Consider the following 16,909-nt stretch of genomic DNA (forward strand, 5'->3'; position numbering starts at 1 on the left):
TCGCCTCTCCCCTCCATTCCTTCTGCCGACGGCTGTAGCAAATTTTTAAGCATCGGTTTGCGGCTCCAATCCCGGCACTGTTCATCGTGGCAGCAGGCGACTTCGTGAGCGTTACACCAAGTACATGGAAGACTAGCCACCGTCCCCGTCTGGGCTTAATCCCATTTTCAGGTTGCCCCATGGGAAAAAGGTAATAATGGTAATGTGCATTTTAATTTAAGAAAAAAACCAATATAAACAATGACTTACAGGTGTCTCACAAAGGTAATAATAGGGTAATGAAAAGGTTGGAAAATTACCTTTAGTCGTAGTAATTTTAGCCCTCCATAAAACTCAATAAAATCAGTAACTTGACGAAATATTACCTCCAGCCTTACCAAATATTACCTTCAAAGGTAATACGTCAAAGCCTTGCTCTACTAGGGCTGCAGTCAATTTTTCGCGTCGGCTTACCAAAATTACCATTTTCCCAGCCTCGAACTGAAATTAGCCACCACAGGTGCCCTGCTATGCTTCCTGCTTTCCCAATGGAGTCGAATACATGGCCAGCGAATACACCCTCACCGTAGTCCTCGAAAAAATGTATGAAAATCAGCTCGGCCTCGAAGCCGCGTTGATGGAGTTAGTGTTGCTTGTCGAGCAGCAGGGACACGAGACTGTTGGAGAAAATGCCCGTGTGGCACTTGAGCGAATTGGGGAAAATGCTGGCTTTATCAAGCAGGGCTTGGCGCGCCTGAGTGCGGCGAAATAGGGATAACGGTATCTCCCTGATGACGGGCTTTCAAAGTTGCCTAAAGCCCAGAACCTCCTCCGTTCGGGCGTCAAATTGTCTGAGTGTCGATTCCTCACCAGGCTCGATCGGCGCGGACCTACTCTGGGCATTTTCAATGGAGGCTGTGTCATCGGCAAGGAGCCAACTGAGAGTCATTAGTCATTGAATTTTTTGGAGGGAGCCCTAAATTCGCATCTCTTAAGGTAAGATGGTTGGCGCATGAGCAGGCCGCAGTAGTGCCTGCTATGCACTTGTAATGAAATTATGTGAGCGAGATATGAATTCGAAATTTATTGAGATGATTGAGAGCTTAGATGGAGTTTCGGACTTTAGCTTACTGGAAGCTCCGAAATCCGTAGAAGATGTAACAACTGCTAGAGGAAGATTCTCTTACAACGAACTAAAGATGGGCTTCCAACAGATACACAGCCAATCTATAACAATGAACATCCTCCAGGCTTCATTTAGATACAATACAACAAAAAAGCCTCAAAAAACCAAAATACTAGAAGCCTTGAATTCCTTTAACAGAACCACACCGGGCATTAAAGGCTCTCTAAAAGAAGCAACTGACAAGTCTTTCAGCGTAGTCTTCACCATGGAATTCATTTGCCCTGACGAGTTGATTAATGAACAAATCATCAGCCCGTCGATAAAAATCATATTCTCCAGCGGAAAAATGCTAAAAGATACGCTTGGGAGACATGGCATCTCACTGGCACCGAAGCAATGAATTATGATTAAATTCTGTTCTGCCTTATATGTATTCATAACATCCATCGCTTATTTTTATATTATCACAACTGCCAACAAATGGTATGAAGAAAAGATAATCGCCTTACCAATACTATGCGCCATAGTAGTATTTCTGGCATTCATCATAAGCTTCTTTAAAGATAAAATCAGCGAAGTTGAAACAACGAAGAAAATCAAGGAGAAAGAGAGCGCACTGGAGAAATTGACAAAAAAACTCCAGGAAAAAGAAGCAATCATCCACCATTTGAAAAGCACATTTGTTAATAACGTACTATCTGCGCCAGAACAAAGCCCTGAAGAATTCTTAGTAATTCAGCGCACTCTAGCCATGAAACTTAATGAAGACCCAGTTATTAACAACGTCGCACCTGACGGTGAGGAAGACATACCAAGCTACTTGGGTATCTTGAAAGCTAGCTATCGAGCGACCAACTGAAACGTTATTTGTGGCGCCCATAAATGACGCCACAAATAAGAATCCACCTTATTACTAAAAAGGTTTTCTACATATCTGGATCGCTTAGATCCAACCAGGCGTGTGCCCACTGTTCGTTTTTTTGAAATGGTACAGATTGGCTGAAAGCCCGCTGAATACAGGTGCTGAAGCAAAATCAATCCACTCTGCGCTAAGCGTAATAATTCGTTAGGATGATGTGTTGCTAGTCAAAAAAACTGAATAATCATTATTTTTTCGCGTTCGACGCTAGCATACAGGCGCGTCTAGAGCCTGCCACAAAAACGGTATGCGGTGATGCACGGTGCAAATCTTTTGCACGTCTTTGCAATTTTTTTCATTTTATGAAGTGGCGATGTTCTTCCCATCGACCTTAGCGGGCTTGCGCATGGCTTGAGTTTGCATTGCCGCCGATTCTGCACAAAAACTTTGCACACGCCCCGCTGGCGGGAGGGGGATAAGTGCTTTTTCCGCTGTTTTTTTATGAGCAGCGGGATTTTCCCTAGTCACCTTTTCGAACAAGGCGGTGACGCGAGCGCCATCAGTCGCCGGATAGATGAAGCGCCATTCCCCTGCCTATATACTGTCTGCATATACAGTATTTCGACAAGGTAGGCATGTCTGATGAACAGAGAATCTGGGGAAGCCATAACGCCGGGTTCGTCCGGCGTTGCGCAATGGTGGGTCATGCTGCGCGATGAGGTGGCGTTGCTCGCAATGCCCGGCGCCCATCACAAAGCGTTGCTCAGGCAAGCCCATGCTCTGTACCGAAGAGCTGAGATTGATGCTGACGAACTCGGCGACCTACTGGAGTTAGCGGACGCGGCTCTCGCCTACGCGGTTGAGTCGTTACTTGACCTCGACGCTGATGAGTAGGAGACGCCATGCACGTACTTGTCACGCCAATGCGCCTACGGGTGTTGCGCTGGATCCGAAGAAGCGGCGCCGTTGTCTGGCGATCCGAGGCAACGTCCTGGTCAATTGTACTCAGTGCCAAGAATTGGGCTGTGCAGCCAACGTCGCCCGAGTTGAGGTTGGAATGCCGCTTGAATCCAATCCGCTGCCCCCGTTGCTTGATGCCACCTTGCCGGGGATGGCAGTGACCGGATTTGTGCTAAGTGGCATCGAATTCGTCGATGGCTGCGCTTATGCTCAGTCCTGGTGGTGTAGACAGGAATGAAGCATAGGTTCATAAAGTAGGGCGAATTTCATATGTGTAGAGCGGAAATCTAACAAAGCGAACAGAGAAGGACATCGTATGCTGCAAGCAAGCACTGGCAAGCTATTCACAAATCCAACTGGACATACAAACCTGTTACGCGGCGTGCTCTACACGAACATGGATATTTATGGTGAGGAAAGCATCAACACTGCTTTTGGCAAGATATTTACGACTACTATGCAACGCAGACCAAATGTCATTTCCTGCGAAATAGTTGAACATATTGAAGGTGCAGGAGATAGGCCGGGAATACTTCACTCCAACAATATGGATGTTTATCTTGGTGATTTTTCGGACGTAATAGCGTTTGCACTCAATATTATATGCACCCCAGATGTGGAACTTGCAAATAGGTTGATAAGCGACAGCCCTCGACCGGGACTAACCTCTCCAAAAAAACTTGTGAAAAGAATATACGATAGCAATGTACATATTGCGCGAAACGAGTTGAACGAGCTGGAAGTATTCAGCTCTGAATTGTTAGGCCTGAATAGAGAAAAATATCTAAAGGTTATCAAAGCGATTCGCACCTATGTTACTGCCATCCATCGACTGAGTGAGAATATCGACTTAGCTTATACCTTATTGGTTATGGCGATTGAGGCATTGGTACAAGATGCCTCAGGATATACGTCCTCCTGGAAAGATGTTGAAGAGAAAAAGAGAAAGCGACTGGAAAAAGTCCTTGATGGCCTAGACATAGGAGTCTGTGAAGAAATAAAGGCTGCAATTGTTGAGAGCGAGCATCTTTCTCTTGCTAAAAAATTCAACCATTTTATTCTCAACAACCTGCCGCTTGATTATTTTAGTGATGACGCGGCATTGCAGGCCAGCCCCATAGGCAGGACTGACTTAATAGACGCACTGTCAAACTTATACAGTACACGCTCAAAGTATGTGCATGAACTTAAAGCGCTCCCCAGAGAATTTAACCATATGGCTGGTACAGGTGAGAGAGAAGTCGCTTTCATTGATGATAAGCTTATTTTGACAATGCAGGGATTAACCCGCCTAGTGAGATCTGTGATAAAAGAGTTTGTACGCAAGCAGGAAAAAATTGATCGAGAGCCGTGCGATTACAATATGGAAAACCCGAACATAGCGCGGATGAGAATGTGTCCGTCGACGTGGATCGGCCGAATTGATGGACTGAATAAAAACTCATTTAGCTTTTATTTCATTAATTTTGTTGAATTGATCGATAGCTATTTGAATAGCTACCCCGACGGCAAGTTGTATGATGTGCGAGGGGTAATTGAAATAGGTTTTTCCATGAAAGGAAAACTTAGCGCCGCGCAACGCACATCTTTGGTCGCGCTAACATCCCTATTCTATTGTTTCGTCTCCGAAAAATACAGGCCCAACATAAAGATCTCAAAAGAAGACGATAAAATAAGCGATGCGCCGTCTATTCAAATAATGATTTTGAAAGCAATAACAGGGATGGACACAGATTGGTCTCTCTCAGTACATGACAAGATCTTCCAAAGCTATTACGCGACTCGATTGAAATCTACCGGCTTCAGGGTGCCGAAAAGGCTAGAGGCTGGTTTAGGTTTAGCATTTGCGGAGAAGCTCCGGCAATCCGGAGAGCATGAAAGGGCTATATCCCAACTTCGGGCTTCAGCGGACAACTTCCCGAGCATGAGCGCTATAAGGGAGCTATCAGAGAGCTACGATCCAGACAGTCCCATCGATTGGCACCTGATGATTTATCCAAACTTGTTGAAGTCACCACCTCTATCGACTTTAGAGTGTAATGGCCTTTAATGTCACCCCGAATTTCGTCGCTTGCGTAGCTTGTTCCGTGAAAGCTGCTGCGTTGGAAGGAACTGGGCTTGGCCCATGCGTGTGGGTCGCAAGCTGTGAGTTCATCAACTGCAAAAGATCGAGTGTCTCGCATACGATCTTGAACAGATTGACCGTTTCAGAACCGATCCAGTTCTTCGGGGCCTGCATCCGCTGACTTTCCCCCGCAACACTTCGGCGCAAGCCCTCAATCCGTTCCTGCATATCACCACCCACCGTGGCGTTGTGCTTCTCGCCTACAACCAAATTCAGATCCCGGCCAGTAGCCTGGTGCAGATCGTCCACCGCCGCTAGGCTCGCGGATCCGCCCGACATCAGCTTGAGTGCGCCCAAGGCTTCGATCGTCTTCACACCACCGACAGACTCGGTTGAGTGGTCATCAACCGCCCGCGTGTGGCTCTGGTACTGCTCGCGGTTGTCCAGGGCTTCAACCTCGCGCTCGATCGCCTGATCTCGGATCTTGCCATCGGTCTGGCGTAGCCAGTTGCCGTCGGCGTCGACGCGCTGCTGAGCAGCTTCACTGTGCTGCCACACTTGATCACCTTTCGGCACCTTCGGCATGCTCAGGCCGTGCGGCAAGATCGATTGGATGTAGGGCTTGTTCGGCAGGCCGTAAGCGAAGCACACCACTACCCGCGTGCCCTCCTCCGGAAAGGCGTAAATGCCCATTTCCTCGCCACCGGTGGGCAGCGGTAACGGAACACCAGTGAGCGCCGGCAAGGCTGGGTCTGGTTCATCGTTAGGGCCAAGCACCTCGATATCGACGGCGTAGCGCGGACGGAAGTCGTCGCACAGTCCTGCGTCCGCCGGCGCGTCGGCCACGGCAACCACCCGGGCAAATCGCGGAAGGTGATAACCACCGGTGAGTTCGGGGAATTGGCGCTCTACAGCGCGGCGGATTGCGTCGTCCATCGGATGGCCATCTGGTCGTTGGTGAGTGCAACAGTGGTAATGCGCTCGCCGTTGTTGATCGTTGCACCTGGTCGCAATCCGGGAAGGGCCGCGACCATCGCGCTTTGGTTGCCCTGGTAGCCGTCGAACAGCTCCGTGGGAATTTTCAGCGGCGCACGTGCGCCGAAAAAACTGTCGGCCCAACTGCCGGCGAACACTTCACCGTTGCCTAACTGGTGCCAGGTGAAGTCGGGAATGCTGAACACTCGGGCCAAACTGTCCATCGCCTGGTAACCGGCAGCAAGGCTGTAGAAATACGGCGCCTTCACGCTGGCATAAGGCCGATCCGGTATACGAAAGCGCAGCCCGGTCTGTTCGCTGACCTGGGTCAACACTGCGCGCAGATCCACATGACGTAGGTTCAACGGCAACGGGTTGGCAAGTATGGCGGCCAGCTCACGGCAGAACAGCACCTGTTCGACCGCGTTGGCGGCCGTGCAGCGCTCGACGTAGCCAATGAAGTGCCGTTGCAGCGTGCCCTCGTTGTAGCCGATATCCAGCGTCACCAGCCCTTTCAGCGGCACAGGGGATTGAACTGTGAAGTTCGCCCGGCCGGGGCTGATAGCGTCCAGCCTGACGTCCTCCTTGATGAGAGCGATCGGGGCGCCGTTGATGGAAAGTATCTTGTGCAGTTTCACGTCTGCTCACTCCCAAGCCACTTATCCACACGTCCCAGCACTTTTTCGAAGCCGCTCAGCGCGGGGTTGTCGTTGGTTGCGTCCCCGGCGGTGCCTTCGCCGACCGTACTGCCCGGGGCGCCCTGAGCGTCTACCTTGTTGCCGGCGCGCCGGCCTTCGACTTTCTCCGGGTTCGATTCACGTTCGCTCAGCGTGAACTGCACAAGCCAGGCTTTCAGCGTGTCCGCCTCCCGAGCGCTGACACCGTCGGAGAACTCCACCTGGCGCACACCGAAGGCCTCGGCCGTGTCGTTCACAATCCGATACAGATGGAGCTGGCCACCGCCGGCGGTAGATTCCGCCATGCGCAGCAGATCGGTAAGCTGGGTTTTATCCGCGAAGGGGATCATCAGCGAAACGGCCAGCGTCTTGGGCTTGAAACCTTTGTGAGCCTTGTCGGTGTTGCTCGTTTGGCCGGACATGTCGCCGCTTTCGATACGCAGATTGGCCGTGACCTTGAGATTCTTGCCCTGGACTTTTTGCCCGTCGAGTAGCAGCGTCATAGGCCGACCAGCTCCTGTACGAAGCTCAGCCCTTCTTTGCTACCCACCAACAGCAGGCCGGCGCATTGAATCCATTCGTGGCCAGGCGCATCGCCGGCCAGCAGTTCGCGGCGCAATTCGCCAGCGGTGCCTGGGCCGATCATTCGCGCGCGCATGCTGACGTCTGGGTTGCCACCGATCAGCAAGTCTTTCAGGTCAGCCAGTTGCTTGTCCCGTCCCTGTTGCTGAGCGCTCTTGCGTGCCGCCAGCGTTGCCAGATCGGCCAACGGCGAGCTGTCGGCCGCGTAGCCTTCCAGCATCGCCAACTGCCCCGCCATGGACTGCTTGGCAGCTTTCACCACCGTGCAACGTTCAAGCGGCAAACCCTGCCAGCGCGGAAGCGTGCCGGCGCCGGGGATCTCCCACTTTTCGATTTCCAGTTTCACCAGGTGTTGCGCACGGCGCTCGGTTCGCACCAGGTCAGGGATCGGCAGCAAAGCATTGAACCGCGCCAAGCTGCTGGCCAGCTGCTCAAGGCGTGTCGCCAAAAACAGGATCGATAGTGCGTACTGCGGCCCACTCGGGCGCCCGCTGTCGCTGGCGTCCTCAAGTTTTTTGGCGAGATGTTCCAGCGCATTCGGCGCTGACAGAAATCGCTGATACCCCGCGCCCTGCCCCACACCGTTTTGAAACGGCGTTACCACCAGGCACGCAGGCACTTGGTCCATTTGCTCGGCCAGCGCCTTGCGTCCGGCCGCGATCGCGCTTTTGGCCATATCACCTACTGGCCCCGGGTTGGTGTTGGCCAGCCCGCTCAGACTCGCCAGGCGCTCGGCGGTGCTGGCCAGTTCGCCGCCGGCCAGATCCTTGGCTGCTGACAGCCCGCCCAGCCACTGAGTGGCCTGCTCTGGCCAGCGCATGGTCACCGGTGCCCAGGTCATGCCGGCGCAGTCCAGCGGATGGCTTTCATCGCTTTCAGGTTTTTGTCTTTTTGCGCCTTTTCCACAGCCAGGCGTAACGCCTCGGCATGCTGCTGCGCGGCTCGTCGGAACCGAACCAGATCAAGGCTGACTTGCTGCAACTGGGCGATGGTGTGCGGCCGGAAGGCCAGCACCTGGTCGATGTCATAGCAGGGGTAGACGTCGTCGAGCCCCAACAGCACCTGGCCGTTGAGATTCACCTGGTCATCAATGGCGCTGCTGTAGCGGTATGGCTCGCCCAATGCGCTGGAAGTAAAACCACCAGCGATGTAGCCGGCGCAGCCCGTGGCGATCGCTTGTAGCTTCTCGTCACGCAGTGCCGCCAGAACCGATTCGATGTCGTCGACCCACCCGCCATTTTTCCAAACCTGATTTGGCCCAGGCTTTTTCACGGTGTAGCCCGCCGGCACCGATTCAAAGCCTTCCAACGTTCGCGGCTCGCCGGTGACGATGCTGTACACCACGACGCCGCCGAGGTAATCCACCAACTGCCAGGCCTTGCCGTTCCACCATGCAGCTTTTTGCTCCGGTACTGCAGGCGGCTTCACTTCGACGCAACCACCAGGAACCAGATATACGCCCGGTTCCAGCGGCGATTCATCGGCCGTTACGGCTCCAATGAAAATGCCCAGGTGGTCGGTTTGGTACACGAATTTTTCAGTCATGCTCGACCTCAATACTTAATGCAGAAAAGGAGAGACAGGTTTCGAGGGCGCGTCTCGGCGCCGCCGGCTGCGGCCACAGAGATGGCATGGCTGTGAGCACCGGCCCAGTCGATGCCCACGTTATGGCCGTGGGCGCCGGCAGCGCCTATACCAACGTTGTGGGCGTGAGCACCCGCCCAATCGGTCGGAGCCGTGGTGCCGTTCTGCAGATTTGCTGTCGTGAAGTTAGGACTGCCACCGCCGACGTTATTGTTTTGCGCTCGTGGGGCGGTGTGCTGGTGGTTTCCCTGCACATCAGTCCAGGCAGCGTGACTGTGCTCGCCTTGCGCATCCGTCCAAGCGGCGTGTAGATGGTTGCCGACTTCACCGGCTGAAGCGCCGTGGTTGTGGGATTGAATCAGCATGTCCTGATAAGCGCCGAACGCTCGCCTCGGATCAAGGCCGCGACCGTCGTCCCAGCCTCGTGGAAACAAACCGCGCATGTCGGGCAGATTGAAAGTCGTTGATCCATCGCCGGCACCGTAGTGCGCGCCGAGCAATGCAAACAGTCGCGCATAGGTTGTGCGTGAGACGGCCGCACCATTGCACTTCAGCCATCCTTCAGGCGCCCAAGAGATGGCAAAGCCTGCCACCATGCCAGTCATGGAATCCCCGACTTGTTTCTGCAGTTTGTTCAGCGCGGCCGTAGACGCCACGATCTGGCTGCTGTTGGTAGCCGGATCGTCGCTGATGGCGTTCGGAAGATTGCCCAGTCCGACGTCTGCTTTGGTCGTGGCCCGGGCGCGCAGTGACGGATAGTCGCCGGTACGAGAAGCGAGGTATTTGATCAACGCACCGCCGACGGGCTCGGGATCGCGCAAGTCCACGATGTTGGTTGGCGATATGAAATCGGCGATTGGTACACAGTAATGGCGCACACCAGCGGCGTCGGTATAGTCGGCCTGTTCACCAAACACCACTTTCCACGCAGCCACCCGATCGTTCAACTGGCGCTCGAGGCACACGTCTAAACAGATTTTGCCTACTGGGATTACTTCCTGGACGGCCTCTGCCTTCGCGATCGCCACGCGGATGCCCTCGACGTAGGCCGTGCCACCGTTGATCTGGTAACCGGTCTCCGCTTTTTCGAACATCAGTGAATCACTGAAAAAGAACGCTCGTCCGTAGAGATTGCGATTGCTCAGGCGCTCGCGCTCGTCGATGCCGGCAAGGCGCACCGTGAAATCATGCTGCCAAGTGCTGGCATCGATCTTCACACCGGTGAGCTGCATCGCACCGTCAAAGGCCACCAGAAAATTGCGGGTGACGTTGTTGCCGATCTGCTCTGGCGGAATATTCCTGCGCTTTTGCTGCAGCGGCACCGACGACGCAGCGAACAAGATTCCGTCGGCGTCCTCGAGGCCGACCCAGTTGAAATCCCAGTCGCCGATGTCCGACCCCAACTGGGCGCTGTACACCACCTGGTTCGGGTTCACATAGCCGGCATTCTTTTCCGGAATCGTATAGACGTGGACGATCTGTTCAGCGGGTGGCTTGCCGGCTGCGCGATCAAGTGGCTTGGTCGGGTCAAGCCCCGGCACGTTGGCAAAGATGAACTGGGTAACAATCAGCGGCTGCTGCAGGCTTTGTTTCAGGGCGATTTGGCTTTCGCCGGCCGAGGTAATACTGGCGCTCACGGTGCGCTCCTACAGGCTGGCGACCAGCGTTTGCTGGTCGTCGTTGAAGTCAATCAGGGCGATTTGCAGCCCTACGGGGGTGATGGTTACGAAGTCATAGCGCCGGCACGTTCGGCCGTATTGCTGGATCAACACACGCAGCAGCTCGGGGTTCAGAGACAGCTGAGCGTTGCTGAATTTGAGCAGCACGACGTCCCAATCCCGATCGTGCTGACGCTCCTCGATCTCGACGTAACCCACACCGAGGCGCTGGAATATGCGTTTCAAGCCGGCGGTGCTGCCGGCGTCGACCGAGTTGATAAACGCGTATTTCACACGCTGCCGAAACAGGGATTCAGGTTCACCTTTGAACCGCGTCACGTCTCGCTGCCAGGCCCACAACTCAAGAATGTTCAGGTGGCAGGTGTCGGGGTCGATCTGCGAATAAGGCCAGCGCAGCCACCCGGTCACGGTTTCCCACCATGCCTGGGCAGCGGCCACCAACTTCGACAGCTCTGTGCCACCGAGCCAGAACGGCAGTTTGAGTTTGTTCATTGCACGTCCACCTTCAGCGACGCCAGGCGCGGAATATTCAATCCGCTAGTGATGTCGACGCCGGGGGTGAACCGCAGTGATGCGATATCGGCGAACTGCTGGTGCAGTTCTTCCGCGAGTCGACTGAAGCTGAAACGCGACTGTGGATAAGTCAGCGTGGGTTGATAGTCGCGGGGCGTGCTTTCTCGAAACGCTGCACGGATGAACAGCTCGACCTCAGCTTTGAGCGTGTCGACCTGCTCGGCGCTCAGGTTGGACTGCGGCCAAAGCGTCATTTCCACGTCTACAGGGACTTCGGGCATGACCATGGCGAGCAGATCATCGCCGTGGCCGTGATTACCTTGATCGCGGATATGCGAATTGATCTGCTCCAGGTAAGTCGCCGCCGGCACGCCCGCATCGAACAGCACAAAGGCATTGGCACTGCCCGGCCCACGCGGGGCGCCGTGCTCGAAATAGACGCCATCCGGACGCACGCCCGGGAATGCTGAAATCATGGCGCGATACACCGCGTCGGTGTGCCATTGGTTTACCGCCGAGAACTGGTTGCGCACACGCAAGCGCAGCTGGTCGTTCGGCTCCGGATCCGCACCTGGTGACTCCAGCCAACCGTCCTTGTTCACGACCTGGATGATGCCCGGTACCGGCACCGGCAAGATCGCGTAGTAACCCGGGGCAAGGTTGAAACCACTGCCGGAATCGACCGCCTCCACCGGTACGTCCAGTTGCAGCTGACCCGCAACGAATATCGCCGGCGCCGTGGTAATCAACTGGTAGACGTTGCCGTTGATCGCGGCAGACTGCACCACAATGCCTTTTTCCAGCTCCAGGACACCGTCCGGCAAAGCCCGGGTAAACAGCAATTTTCCCCGAGCCTTGGTAGCGCCTTTGCGCTCGACGTTGACCGCCCACGCGAGCGTGTCCAGCCAAGCGTCCACCGCTGTTTTAACGAAGAAATTGGGCAGCACCGTCAGGCACATAAAATCCAACAGCCACAGCACCGGCTTGGTCACCAGTGCGGTCATCACTCGCCAGAACGGCGAATAGCTGCTGGTGTTGGCCACTTTGGCGCCCTGGGCTTCGACCTCCTTCTCCCACGCGGCTTTCAGAGCGGCCTCGGTGGTCGGGATGCCGGCGTCGGCGATCACTTTTTTAAAGTCGACCTGGCTCACAGACTTACCTCAATCGAACCAAATTTCAGAGTTTTCGCAGTGACCAGGTAGACGCCTGGTTCCTGCTGGGTGATGCGCGCCGTACCCGGCACCAGGCGCTGGTCATCCTCCACCAACAGCTCCAGCTGCTGGATGCAGTCGCGCTGACGGAGCCGATCGCGTTCTGCGACCAACGTCACCAGCAGCCCGCTGTCGCGGATCATGTGAGCGATGTCCTGGGCGATACAGGCTCGGTCATCGATCAGCAGCGGCTGGCGGGACGGATCCAGTGCCAGGTCGTTATTGACGATCAACAGGTCTACGTACTCGCTCATCCGCCCACCGCCATAGCGACCATGTTTTCCACTTCCAGCGGATTCATCGGTTTGCTGGTGTGAATGTTCACGTTCTCCACATGCGTGCCCTTGTTTTGGCTGCTGTTTGTGTTCTGGATGCTGGTCAACAGGCCACCGGGCGGCACCGCTGCAGGGCGCGCCGGTGAAAGGCTGGGAATGGCCGCGTTGATGGTCTGCTGGGCTTTCTGCGCGGCGTTGGCGGTGTCGGCGGCATTGGTGGCAGCGTCAACACCAGGCACCTCTGGCATGCCGCCGAAACGCGCTTCGATGTTCACGCCCGGAATGCTATTGAGCAGCTCGATCACGCCGTTAACGGCCTTGGTGAAAATGCCGACGATGCTGTCCCATGCCGCCTTGGCCATGCCTGACCAACCGCCCATAGAGTTGAACCAGTCGGCCAGTTTCTGGAGCTTGTCGGCGACGAACTGGAACGCGGCCGTATTCATCAGAGCGGTCGTCCATTCGTCCCAGTAGTGGACGGCCGCAACAATGACCGCCACCAGGGCGAGAACACCAACCACGATCCATACCATCGGGTTGGCCAGCAGCGCCGCATTTACCAGCCAGATCGCGCCCTGCCACAACAGCATGGCGCCGCGTACCAGGGCGAGGCCCGCGCTGAGCGTGTAGATCACGGCCATGTAAGCCAGGATCGCGAGTTTCTGCAGCACGAAGCCGGCAACGGTGCGCAGGTTCAGCAACTGGACGACTTTCCACACCGACATCAGCCCCAGCCAGGTCATCCGCGAAATCCCAACGACCAACGTCAGCAACGACATGGCGCCAACGATGCCCATGATCGTCAGTGCGGTGATGCCAATCACGCGGGTGATGTTGGGAAATAGCTGCGACCAGCGCACCAGGGTTTTGCCGATATCCACCATTTTGTTCATGAACGGCGTCAGCACCGGGATCAACACCTGGCCAAACACCACACGCATGACCTCGACCAGGGAGGCCCACTGCTGCCAAGGGTCCACCATGGCCCGGGCCATCTGCTCGGCGTTCTCCAACCCGCGCACCTTGCCCAACTGTTCGATGCCGTTGCGCAAACGATCGGTGTCTTTGGCCAGCGCGCCGATCACCTGGGCGCCCTCACCGCCGAAAGACTCCATCAACTTGGCGCCGGCCGATGCGCTGGTCAGATCACCGAACTTGCCCTGCAGCTTGTCCAGGATCGCCATCATCGGCAGCACCTTGCCCTGCTGGTCGGTGAACTTCATCCCGAGTTTGTCAGACGCCGCGCCGATGTTTTCGAAAAACGCCTTATAGCGTCCGCCGGCATCGCCGCCTTCCATGGTGCTGCTGAGCGTGCCGATCACTGCCATCTGCTCAGCCAGGTCGACGCCGGATGTGGTGGCGATCGCGCCGGCTTCCTTGAAAGCGTCTTCCATCGCAGCGCCGCTGGTGCGAAACAGCTGCACGGCCAGCGCCGTCTGCCCGCCGAGTTTTTCCACCCACGCGCCCTTCCCCATCGCATCCGCTTGGGACTTCTGCAGGTTGTAGAGCGTGCCGACGTATTCACCCATGGTTTCAGCGTCGGTTTTGGTGGCCTTGGCCAGCAGGTTGCTGGTGTTGGTGAAGATCGCAAGCTGGTTGCCGGCAAGGCCTTTGATGGCGCCTTCAATCAGATACGCCGAGGCCACAAAATCCTTTGCGTTCTCGCCGTAGCTCACCGCGAACTGCAGCGACTTCGCATTCAGCGCAGACAACGCATCCTCGGCGACGCCGAGCGATCGGACGTCGCCGAGGGCGCGATTGACCTCCAGCGCTGGTACCATCGACTCACGGATCCCGACCACGGCCGCCGTCACGCCGCCGATGCCCATGCCGATCGTCTTGATGTGTTTTTCACTCTGATCGGCAAGCTCGGAGAAGCCCATTTTCACCTTGCCCAGAGGCGCGGTGACCTTGTCTTGCAAGCTCAGAATGAAAGCCAGGCTGGCGCTACGATCTGCCAATGTGGTTACCCGTTCAGCGCAAGGGCGATGCCGTTAGCCACGGCAAACTCCATGCGTTTCCAGTATTCGTCCTCCAGCCACTTGGCGGTTCCCATCGCTTCGGGCGTGGGTTCGGTACCAGGAAGCCAGCGGTTCGTCAGGGCCATTAACTGGCCCAGGCCGTTTTCGCTTAAGCGCTCAGCGTGCTCGTGCGCTTTTTTACGATCACCTCAACGTTCGGTGCGTACTCCTCGAGGAGCGCGCCGGCGATCTGCATCACCATCACCGGGTTGGCCAGCAGCGGTTTGAGCGTGGCCTTTTCTTCTTGCTTGACGGTGGTCATCAGCAGGTTGTTGCCCGGAGCCACCTTGTTGGTTTGGGTCAGGGCATTGAAGTACTTGGTGACGTCCGCCGGCGTGAGGGTGAAGGTGAATTCCGCTTCGCCGACTTCCAGGGTGATTTCGGTGTTTTGGCTCATTGGGGTGCTCTCTTGTTGAGGTTGGGTAAAGTGGTGTCCTGGTGCGCCGGCGATCGCTGGCACACGTCGCGGACGTATTGCTGCAGTCCGAGGATCATTTGCCGGCTTAAGGCGAGCTGATCCCGAAGGGTGAAATAATCCGGTCGAGCGTCTGCTGCGAGTTCGGGGCGTCCTGCATCAGCCATGCGGGCGGTGCCGGCGGTGGCGGGCACAGATCCGGTGGCGGGACAGGTGGCGCGGACGAACAACCGGCCAGAGCCGTCGCTAACAGCGCGGCGCAGGCGCTCGTTTTCAGTGAGTGCATCGGTCAATTCCTGGGTGTTTCGTTGGTCGATCGCGTCCCGCTCGGCCAGCATTTCGCCGCTGATTCGGGCCGCTTCACGTAGGCCGTTCATTTCCCACTGCGCGCTGTCGCGCTCGCGCCTGGCGTCATCGCGCTGATCGGTTACCCGATCGAAGGCCAGCCACAACAGCAAGGTCAGCAGCAGGACGAGCGGCGCCAGGCGCAACGAGGAAAAACTCATTGCAGGCACAATTTCATTTCCGCCAGACGACGGTTGTGCAGGCCTGGAACGAAGCGCTTGCGGCCTTGGGCGTCGGTCACATACGCCCATACTGGTGTCTTTCCATCCGGCGCCCAGGCCAATGCTTTGCAGCCATCAGCGATGCGGCCGGCATTGATCAATGCCACTGCACGACTGGCGCAGGTGCTGGGCACTCCAACGTTGTGGGCGTGACTGGTCAGGGCGTCGAAGGTGTTCTGGCTTACGTCAGGGTTGGTGATGCAATCGGCGAGCTGCAGCTGGGTTTTGCTGATCACCAACTGCTCCACCTCGGCGCAACGTCCTGGCGACCAGTAGTCACCGACCACCACCGGAAACGGACTGGTGTGTCGGGTAATGCCCATGCATACCGTCGGCAGACCGCCGGCCAACTGATCGGCGTAAACGGTGTTCTGGCCACGGCCTTCCCAGGTGCCCAGGAAGATCACCAGCGGAGCGCTGGCCAGCGCGAGCGCGCCAGCTTGAATCCGGCCGCGCAGGCTCATGGAAACCACACTCGAAGCAGTGCCGGAACAACCATTTGCAGCACAGAAGCGACCACCGTGAGGATGGTCAGCAAGCGGCCAACCTTCGCGCCGATGTCGTTCACCGCGACCGTCAGGGTCTGCTGACCAGCGTTCAGCTCAGAAAGTTGCCCCGCCATGTGCTCGAAACCCTGCTCCAACTTGGTGACCCGAGTCGGGACGGTTTCGTGCCGGTCTTCCAACTCGCCCAAGCGGTGTTCAAAGACAGCGAACTTCTGTTCCAGCGCTCCGAGGCGCACGGCGTCAGTGGTCATCGGCGATTACTCTGCTCAAACCCCGTTTGGCACGGGACGCACCGAGTTTTTCCGCCCAGCGCCTGGCGCGCCGGCGGGATTTCTTTGTCGCAGTCCTGGCAATGGGTCAGGCTTGGCCCGAGCGGCACAGGCTTCAGCAACTGGGCCTTGATGGCCTGGTCACGCTGGCGCTGCTCCAGTTCCTGGGCGCGATCGAACCAGTCCACCATCAGCGAATACCTTCGATCTCAGCGGCAGCGAGGTACGGCACGCCGTTGATGTGGATAAAGTCCGGACTGGTGACGTCGAATGGCACCTTGTGCTTGGTCTTTTCGCCGCCCTTCGGGTCGATCGCCAGGAGACTGGACACCTTCACCTTGCAACCGAAGGCTTCCACGCGCAGTTCCTCATCCCCACCGGCTTTGGCGAAGAACACCGCGTCGAACGGCTTGAGCTCGCGAAAGCTACCGGCCGAGCGCGCTGCATCGATCAGCAATTGAAAGTTGGTGGTATCCAGCTCCAGTTCGCCGGCAGCCGCCACGTCGCCGTCCACGTATCCGTCTGGAACACCTCGGGTCTGAGCCACTGCCGAGTTGTCGGTAATGTCCAGGGTGCAGTTCTCAACGTGCAGCGCGATGTCGCCCAGGCTCACGTCAAAGTTCTTGCCGCCAATCTTTGCCATGGGG

22 protein-coding genes and 1 pseudogene are annotated in these 16,909 nt (G+C 56.4%); 6 read left to right on the forward strand and 17 right to left on the reverse strand.

The annotated features are described in order from the left end of the window. The first annotated feature begins 541 nt into the window (after positions 1–541). The 6 genes and pseudogenes from ACYSTU_RS20085 to ACYSTU_RS20110 all read left to right on the forward strand — a co-directional run bounded on the left by ACYSTU_RS20085 (position 542) and on the right by ACYSTU_RS20110 (position 4,974). A complete protein-coding gene (locus ACYSTU_RS20085) occupies positions 542–751 on the forward strand; it encodes a hypothetical protein (protein ID WP_483585579.1) in 210 nt (69 codons plus the stop codon). 298 nt (positions 752–1,049) lie between these two features. Continuing rightward, complete coding sequence (locus tag ACYSTU_RS20090; protein ID WP_483585581.1) at positions 1,050–1,505, forward strand: hypothetical protein; 456 nt, start codon at positions 1,050–1,052, stop codon at positions 1,503–1,505. 3 nt (positions 1,506–1,508) lie between these two features. Next, on the forward strand, positions 1,509–1,964 hold the full coding sequence (locus ACYSTU_RS20095) for a hypothetical protein (protein ID WP_483585583.1): 456 nt from the start codon (positions 1,509–1,511) through the stop codon (positions 1,962–1,964). A gap of 642 nt (positions 1,965–2,606) precedes the next feature. Next, the gene (locus ACYSTU_RS20100) at positions 2,607–2,858 is read left to right on the forward strand and encodes a hypothetical protein (protein ID WP_499001171.1); all 252 of its coding nucleotides are present in this window, start codon (positions 2,607–2,609) and stop codon (positions 2,856–2,858) included. An 8-nt stretch (positions 2,859–2,866) separates the two neighbouring features. Beyond that, positions 2,867–3,162, forward strand: a pseudogene (locus ACYSTU_RS20105) (hypothetical protein). Positions 3,163–3,240: 78 nt separating this feature from the next. After that, complete coding sequence (locus ACYSTU_RS20110; RefSeq protein WP_499001174.1) at positions 3,241–4,974, forward strand: hypothetical protein; 1,734 nt, start codon at positions 3,241–3,243, stop codon at positions 4,972–4,974. Here ACYSTU_RS20110 and ACYSTU_RS20115 read toward each other — a convergent pair. Genes ACYSTU_RS20115 through ACYSTU_RS20195 form a run of 17 tightly spaced genes read right to left on the reverse strand, consistent with a single transcriptional unit; the run spans position 4,954 to position 16,905 of the window. Beyond that, positions 4,954–5,925 (reverse strand): hypothetical protein, encoded by a 972-nt coding sequence (locus ACYSTU_RS20115; RefSeq protein ID WP_499001176.1) that lies wholly within the window; start codon positions 5,923–5,925, stop codon positions 4,954–4,956. The genes ACYSTU_RS20110 and ACYSTU_RS20115 overlap by 21 nt on opposite strands. After that, positions 5,898–6,602 carry a hypothetical protein gene (locus tag ACYSTU_RS20120; RefSeq protein WP_499001179.1) on the reverse strand — a complete coding sequence of 235 codons (705 nt, stop codon included), beginning with the start codon at positions 6,600–6,602 and terminating at the stop codon, positions 5,898–5,900. The genes ACYSTU_RS20115 and ACYSTU_RS20120 overlap by 28 nt, the downstream gene beginning before the upstream one ends. Further along, a complete protein-coding gene (locus ACYSTU_RS20125) occupies positions 6,599–7,144 on the reverse strand; it encodes a baseplate complex protein (RefSeq protein ID WP_252887158.1) in 546 nt (181 codons plus the stop codon). The genes ACYSTU_RS20120 and ACYSTU_RS20125 overlap by 4 nt, the downstream gene beginning before the upstream one ends. Then, positions 7,141–8,064, reverse strand: coding sequence for a hypothetical protein (locus ACYSTU_RS20130; protein WP_252887157.1), 924 nt, complete (start codon positions 8,062–8,064; stop codon positions 7,141–7,143). Before ACYSTU_RS20130 ends, ACYSTU_RS20125 begins: the two co-directional genes overlap by 4 nt. After that, positions 8,061–8,768, reverse strand: a complete 708-nt coding sequence (locus ACYSTU_RS20135) for a DUF4376 domain-containing protein (RefSeq protein ID WP_499001183.1) — start codon at positions 8,766–8,768, stop codon at positions 8,061–8,063. Before ACYSTU_RS20135 ends, ACYSTU_RS20130 begins: the two co-directional genes overlap by 4 nt. 8 nt (positions 8,769–8,776) lie before the next feature. Then, positions 8,777–10,444, reverse strand: a complete 1,668-nt coding sequence (locus tag ACYSTU_RS20140; protein ID WP_499001185.1) for a phage tail-collar fiber domain-containing protein — start codon at positions 10,442–10,444, stop codon at positions 8,777–8,779. Positions 10,445–10,453: 9 nt separating this feature from the next. Then, positions 10,454–10,978 (reverse strand): phage tail protein, encoded by a 525-nt coding sequence (locus tag ACYSTU_RS20145; RefSeq protein ID WP_499001188.1) that lies wholly within the window; start codon positions 10,976–10,978, stop codon positions 10,454–10,456. Next, positions 10,975–12,150 carry a baseplate J/gp47 family protein gene (locus ACYSTU_RS20150; protein WP_252885628.1) on the reverse strand — a complete coding sequence of 392 codons (1,176 nt, stop codon included), beginning with the start codon at positions 12,148–12,150 and terminating at the stop codon, positions 10,975–10,977. The genes ACYSTU_RS20145 and ACYSTU_RS20150 overlap by 4 nt, the downstream gene beginning before the upstream one ends. After that, complete coding sequence (locus ACYSTU_RS20155) at positions 12,147–12,464, reverse strand: DUF2590 family protein (protein ID WP_110645169.1); 318 nt, start codon at positions 12,462–12,464, stop codon at positions 12,147–12,149. Before ACYSTU_RS20155 ends, ACYSTU_RS20150 begins: the two co-directional genes overlap by 4 nt. After that, positions 12,461–14,446, reverse strand: coding sequence for a phage tail tape measure protein (locus ACYSTU_RS20160; RefSeq protein WP_499001192.1), 1,986 nt, complete (start codon positions 14,444–14,446; stop codon positions 12,461–12,463). The genes ACYSTU_RS20155 and ACYSTU_RS20160 overlap by 4 nt, the downstream gene beginning before the upstream one ends. Before the next feature lie 5 nt (positions 14,447–14,451). Further along, positions 14,452–14,592: a DUF6890 family protein gene (locus ACYSTU_RS20165; protein ID WP_177433972.1), complete on the reverse strand. Its 141-nt coding sequence runs from the start codon at positions 14,590–14,592 to the stop codon at positions 14,452–14,454. Positions 14,593–14,615: 23 nt separating this feature from the next. Further along, positions 14,616–14,903 (reverse strand): putative phage tail assembly chaperone, encoded by a 288-nt coding sequence (locus ACYSTU_RS20170; protein WP_236169512.1) that lies wholly within the window; start codon positions 14,901–14,903, stop codon positions 14,616–14,618. Further along, the gene (locus tag ACYSTU_RS20175) at positions 14,900–15,427 is read right to left on the reverse strand and encodes a lysis system i-spanin subunit Rz (protein ID WP_499001196.1); all 528 of its coding nucleotides are present in this window, start codon (positions 15,425–15,427) and stop codon (positions 14,900–14,902) included. Before ACYSTU_RS20175 ends, ACYSTU_RS20170 begins: the two co-directional genes overlap by 4 nt. After that, positions 15,424–15,951 (reverse strand): lysozyme, encoded by a 528-nt coding sequence (locus tag ACYSTU_RS20180; RefSeq protein WP_499001199.1) that lies wholly within the window; start codon positions 15,949–15,951, stop codon positions 15,424–15,426. Before ACYSTU_RS20180 ends, ACYSTU_RS20175 begins: the two co-directional genes overlap by 4 nt. After that, on the reverse strand, positions 15,948–16,244 hold the full coding sequence (locus tag ACYSTU_RS20185) for a hypothetical protein (protein WP_110645164.1): 297 nt from the start codon (positions 16,242–16,244) through the stop codon (positions 15,948–15,950). The genes ACYSTU_RS20180 and ACYSTU_RS20185 overlap by 4 nt, the downstream gene beginning before the upstream one ends. Next, on the reverse strand, positions 16,241–16,453 hold the full coding sequence (locus tag ACYSTU_RS20190) for a TraR/DksA family transcriptional regulator (RefSeq protein ID WP_130929232.1): 213 nt from the start codon (positions 16,451–16,453) through the stop codon (positions 16,241–16,243). Before ACYSTU_RS20190 ends, ACYSTU_RS20185 begins: the two co-directional genes overlap by 4 nt. After that, complete coding sequence (locus ACYSTU_RS20195) at positions 16,453–16,905, reverse strand: phage protein (RefSeq protein WP_110645162.1); 453 nt, start codon at positions 16,903–16,905, stop codon at positions 16,453–16,455. Before ACYSTU_RS20195 ends, ACYSTU_RS20190 begins: the two co-directional genes overlap by 1 nt. Positions 16,906–16,909 lie beyond the last annotated feature (4 nt).

The sequence above is a fragment of the Pseudomonas glycinis genome (assembly GCF_054871425.1).

What these genes read in the sequence shown, in the direction of transcription:
- ACYSTU_RS20085 (WP_483585579.1), top strand. Translation starts at nt 542, where the DNA reads ATGGCCAGCGAATACACCCTCACCGTAGTCCTCGAAAAAATGTATGAA.
- ACYSTU_RS20090 (WP_483585581.1), top strand. Translation starts at nt 1,050, where the DNA reads ATGAATTCGAAATTTATTGAGATGATTGAGAGCTTAGATGGAGTTTCG.
- ACYSTU_RS20095 (WP_483585583.1), top strand. Translation starts at nt 1,509, where the DNA reads ATGATTAAATTCTGTTCTGCCTTATATGTATTCATAACATCCATCGCT.
- ACYSTU_RS20100 (WP_499001171.1), top strand. Translation starts at nt 2,607, where the DNA reads ATGAACAGAGAATCTGGGGAAGCCATAACGCCGGGTTCGTCCGGCGTT.
- ACYSTU_RS20110 (WP_499001174.1), top strand. Translation starts at nt 3,241, where the DNA reads ATGCTGCAAGCAAGCACTGGCAAGCTATTCACAAATCCAACTGGACAT.
- ACYSTU_RS20115 (WP_499001176.1), bottom strand. Translation starts at nt 5,925, where the DNA reads ATGGACGACGCAATCCGCCGCGCTGTAGAGCGCCAATTCCCCGAACTC.
- ACYSTU_RS20125 (WP_252887158.1), bottom strand. Translation starts at nt 7,144, where the DNA reads ATGACGCTGCTACTCGACGGGCAAAAAGTCCAGGGCAAGAATCTCAAG.
- ACYSTU_RS20130 (WP_252887157.1), bottom strand. Translation starts at nt 8,064, where the DNA reads ATGACCTGGGCACCGGTGACCATGCGCTGGCCAGAGCAGGCCACTCAG.
- ACYSTU_RS20135 (WP_499001183.1), bottom strand. Translation starts at nt 8,768, where the DNA reads ATGACTGAAAAATTCGTGTACCAAACCGACCACCTGGGCATTTTCATT.
- ACYSTU_RS20145 (WP_499001188.1), bottom strand. Translation starts at nt 10,978, where the DNA reads ATGAACAAACTCAAACTGCCGTTCTGGCTCGGTGGCACAGAGCTGTCG.
- ACYSTU_RS20155 (WP_110645169.1), bottom strand. Translation starts at nt 12,464, where the DNA reads ATGAGCGAGTACGTAGACCTGTTGATCGTCAATAACGACCTGGCACTG.
- ACYSTU_RS20165 (WP_177433972.1), bottom strand. Translation starts at nt 14,592, where the DNA reads ATGGCCCTGACGAACCGCTGGCTTCCTGGTACCGAACCCACGCCCGAA.
- ACYSTU_RS20170 (WP_236169512.1), bottom strand. Translation starts at nt 14,903, where the DNA reads ATGAGCCAAAACACCGAAATCACCCTGGAAGTCGGCGAAGCGGAATTC.
- ACYSTU_RS20175 (WP_499001196.1), bottom strand. Translation starts at nt 15,427, where the DNA reads ATGAGTTTTTCCTCGTTGCGCCTGGCGCCGCTCGTCCTGCTGCTGACC.
- ACYSTU_RS20180 (WP_499001199.1), bottom strand. Translation starts at nt 15,951, where the DNA reads ATGAGCCTGCGCGGCCGGATTCAAGCTGGCGCGCTCGCGCTGGCCAGC.
- ACYSTU_RS20185 (WP_110645164.1), bottom strand. Translation starts at nt 16,244, where the DNA reads ATGACCACTGACGCCGTGCGCCTCGGAGCGCTGGAACAGAAGTTCGCT.
- ACYSTU_RS20190 (WP_130929232.1), bottom strand. Translation starts at nt 16,453, where the DNA reads ATGGTGGACTGGTTCGATCGCGCCCAGGAACTGGAGCAGCGCCAGCGT.
- ACYSTU_RS20195 (WP_110645162.1), bottom strand. Translation starts at nt 16,905, where the DNA reads ATGGCAAAGATTGGCGGCAAGAACTTTGACGTGAGCCTGGGCGACATC.